This window comes from Methanofollis sp. (assembly GCF_028702905.1).
Taxonomy (GTDB): Archaea; Halobacteriota; Methanomicrobia; order Methanomicrobiales; family Methanofollaceae; genus Methanofollis.
Map to the genome: position 1 here is coordinate 1 of NZ_JAQVNX010000160.1, position 3,560 is coordinate 3,560.

A 3,560-nucleotide genomic window follows, 5' to 3' on the forward strand; every position below is an offset into this window, starting at 1 on the left:
ACCTGCCAGCTCGCCAATGTCTGGACTCTCAGGTCCTGGGAGTTCTCGGCATTCGAGAGGGGCCTCTTCAAGAACCGCCTCCTCATCATGGCGGTGGTCCTCGAACTGATCTGGATCTTCCTGCTCCTGAATGTCGGCGTTGTCCAGGTGATCTTCAACACGGCATCTGTCCCTCCGCCCTATCTCCTCCTCCTCATCCCCTTCCCCCTGATCCTCTTTGCCTCCCACGAGGTCTACAAGTACCGGATCAGGAAGAGGATGAACCTGCAGAGGTCGGACACCACGGAGCGGAAAACCGAGTTATGCGGGAAAAAAAAGTGATGGGCAGCAGGGCGGCAGCAGGGCAGCATCAGGGCAACGACCCGCGGGCAGAATAAGGGAGATGAAAGTTTCAGGAGATCCCTCACCGGGACGTGCAGGCGTTCTGCATCTCCCGGGTCACGATCAGCACGGGCACGTTCGACCTCCTGACCACTTCCTCGGAGACCGAACCCATCACGACTCCGGCGAGGTTGCTCCTGCCATGGCTTCCCATGACGATGAGGGAGACGCCCTCGCGCTTTGCCATCGCCAGGATCTCGATCGAAGGCACGCCTTTGGCGACCTCCACCCGGGTCTTCATCCCGGCCTCGCGGATGACGCCCGCGATCCCATCGAGTTTCTCCCTGACATTCTCCCGCATCCTCCTCTCGATCTTCGCGTCGTACTCGACCATCCGGCCCCTTCAAGCCATCCGATCTCGGTCTTGGCGAGTTCGAACTCACGTTCGTCCAGGACGTGGACGACCACCACCTCCCCGGTCCCGGCACGGGCGAGTTGCCTCACGCAGTCAAGGGCCTTATACGAGCATTCGGAGAAATCCGTGGGGAAAAGTACTTTCCTGAACATGATAATCACACAATTCTCTGATCACCTGATATCGCCCCGGGGGAGATAAAAAAACCGGTCGGGCCGTGAAAGGGCCATCAAAAAAAGAGAAAGAGGCGGGAAACGGCAAACCCCAGAAAAGGGGTTCAGGTCTCATCGGCTACCCTGTGAAGGGCATCCCTGACAACCGCCCGCACCCGCCCCTCAAGCCCCTCCACCCTCCTGACATCCCGCACGCGATCGACGCCGTCCACCAGCACCTCACCCGCATATGCAATCTTGAGGTTCTCCATGCACACCCTGACGACCGCGGTGAGGCAGGCGAAGTTCGCCCCCCCCTTCCGGCCGCAGACGGCGAGGAGCACACCCCCCGGCATCGGGCAGTCCTCGAAGAGGTTCTTCTCCGCATGGAGCGCCTGAAAGCGGTCGAGGACGATCTTCAGCCCGCCGGGAACGGTGTTGGTGTAGACGGGCGAGCAGACGACGAGGAGGGAGGCGTGCTTCACCGCGCCGATGATCCCCGCCATGTCGTCATCGAAGGTGCATCTGCCGGCGTTGTAACACTGGTAGCAGCCGATGCAGGGGTGGATGCCCATGTCGTCCGGGTAGACCACCTGCACCGTCTTCCCGAGGCCACGCACCTCGTCGGCCGTCCAGCCAGCAAGGATGCTGCAGTTGCCGTCAGGGCGCGGACTCCCCTGGATGATGACGCAGTCGGTGCGAGAGAAGGCGGGAGGAGGGGCCACCCGGCGCGTGACGGCCGCAAGAAAGCGTTCCCGGTGCGCCATGAGTTCCTGTGCCCACTCCTCTGCCTTATGCCGGGCCGCCGTCTCGGCGTCAAGGGGGACGGTGGGGGAATACTCGTACGAGTTAGTGCGGAAGGTTGCGACCGTCTCCCCCCCGGTGCGGAGGGCGAGGGCGAACCTGACCATGCCGGGGTACAGGGCCGAGAGGTCTTCCCGGCGGAGCGAGAGGGTGTACTCCCTGTCGATGATGCGCTCAAGAAGGAGGGCAGGTCCCCGTACCATGCCGGAGATTAGCAAATATGGTCATATAAGGGTACGCAGGGAGGAAAAATTCCGCATCTTCGCAGATTGCGCAGAAAACAATAAATCCAAACCGTTCTACGTATATATCATGTCACAGGACATCATCGAAAAAGCAAAAGGGTTCCTTACGGACCCCGCAGAGACATTCAAGAACGCAAAAGGTGACGACCTTGGCGAGGCACTCAAGTACTTCGCCATTCTCCTTGCCATCAACTCTGTCCTCAGCGGCCTGATGGTCATGATCGGCCTCGGCGCCTCCGCCGCGATCCCCGGCATGGGTGTCGGCGTCGCCGGCGGCATCGCGGCGATCATCGGCAACTTCATCGGCGGTATCATCGGCCTCTTCGTCTGCGGCCTCATCGTCCACATCTTCGTCGCCCTCATCATCGGCGGCAACGGCATCGGGCAGACCATCAACGCCATGATCTACGGCGCAACCCCGGCCATGCTCTTCAGCTGGATCCCCTTCATCGGTATCCTCGCGGCCATCTGGTCTCTGGTCCTCTACATCATCGGCATCAGGGAACTCCATGACACGACCACCGGCAAGGCGGCCATTGCAGTCGTTCTGCCTGTGATCATTCTCGTCGGCCTCGCCGTCATGTTCGCCGTAGCGATCGCCGCCCTGTTCATTGCAGGCGGCGAAGTGACGCCGGTCTGAAGAAAAAGAAAATCTTCTTTTTTTGTGTCCCAAACAGGGGAGAGGACACGCCGACTGCGGTCCTCTCCACCGACCTATCTCCCGCCGCCCCTGACGATCCCGAATATCCCCGCGCCGCAGGCAAGGACCGGCCCCGCGATCAGACCGGCCCAGAAGAGAAGGCCCGCGATCCCGATCCCGACCATCGCCGCACCCCACACTCTCCCGGCCATCTCCCTCTCCAGGCCGAGATGAAGGGTCACAAGGCCGAGGAGGACGGGGACGAGGGCAAACGCAAGGGTGAGAAGGGCCGACGGGTCATACCCTGTCTTCGAGAGGGCGATCCCCATCTGGAGGAGGGTCATCGCACCGCCGCCGATAAAGAGGAGGGCGGCCATGACCGCAAGAAGGCCGGCCTGGCCGGGAAGGGCGCGGCACCGCCCGCCGCGACGTGCCAGCACGCCGATGCCTGCAAGGAGGGTGAGCGCAAGGGGGGCGATGACCAGGATCAGCGGTTGCCCCTCCCAGAGGTGGATGCCGACCGCCGCAAGGGGGACGAGCACCCACTCGGACGGAGAAAATTCCTCGCGGTATCCGACGGCAAGTCCGAACGTCCCGCCGGTATCGGGTGCGAAGACGGCGACATAATATGTCCCGGGCACCGCGATCACCGACGAGTACGTCGCACCGGGGTACAGGGCCGCCGGGGTGAAGGGTTCGTATTCGGCCTGTTCAGGCGGCACACCGGCGACCACGACGGCCCCCGCACCCGGAGGCACCTCCACAAAAGAAGGGACATCGCCCTCAGGCGCGATGCCCGGCCCCATCACAACAAGGCCCGGGACAAAAGAGGACTTTTCCGGGGTGAAGAGGGAGAGGCGGAGTTCGTCTCCTTTCTTCATCTCAAACCGGTAATACCTCGCCTCCCCTCCCGCATCGACGGCGTCGTAGACGACCCACGATTTTGTCGGGTCATCGATGGGGAGGGCATGATCAGGGCGGTC

At 62.3% G+C, this 3,560-nt stretch carries 6 protein-coding genes; 2 read left to right on the top strand and 4 right to left on the bottom strand.

What is annotated here, in order from left to right; genetic code table 11:
- Positions 1 to 321 (top strand): cation-translocating P-type ATPase C-terminal domain-containing protein (locus PHP59_RS11985; RefSeq protein WP_300167304.1); only part of this gene is annotated, 321 nt, incomplete at its 5' end.
- A gap of 82 nt (positions 322 to 403) precedes the next feature.
- Here PHP59_RS11985 and PHP59_RS11990 read toward each other — a convergent pair.
- The 3 genes from PHP59_RS11990 to PHP59_RS11995 form a co-directional block, all read right to left on the bottom strand.
- Complete coding sequence (locus PHP59_RS11990; protein ID WP_300167306.1) at positions 404 to 715, bottom strand: universal stress protein; 312 nt, start codon at positions 713 to 715, stop codon at positions 404 to 406.
- On the bottom strand, positions 619 to 888 hold the full coding sequence (locus PHP59_RS12745) for a universal stress protein (protein WP_366943769.1): 270 nt from the start codon (positions 886 to 888) through the stop codon (positions 619 to 621). The genes PHP59_RS11990 and PHP59_RS12745 overlap by 97 nt, the downstream gene beginning before the upstream one ends.
- 125 nt (positions 889 to 1,013) lie before the next feature.
- Positions 1,014 to 1,895, bottom strand: a complete 882-nt coding sequence (locus PHP59_RS11995; RefSeq protein WP_300167308.1) for a flavodoxin family protein — start codon at positions 1,893 to 1,895, stop codon at positions 1,014 to 1,016.
- A 109-nt stretch (positions 1,896 to 2,004) separates the two neighbouring features.
- Between PHP59_RS11995 and PHP59_RS12000 the strand changes: the two genes are divergently transcribed.
- A complete protein-coding gene (locus PHP59_RS12000) occupies positions 2,005 to 2,577 on the top strand; it encodes a YIP1 family protein (RefSeq protein WP_300167310.1) in 573 nt (190 codons plus the stop codon).
- A 74-nt stretch (positions 2,578 to 2,651) separates the two neighbouring features.
- Here PHP59_RS12000 and PHP59_RS12005 read toward each other — a convergent pair.
- The coding region (locus tag PHP59_RS12005; protein WP_300167312.1) for a hypothetical protein at positions 2,652 to 3,560 on the bottom strand (909 nt) is incomplete at its 5' end.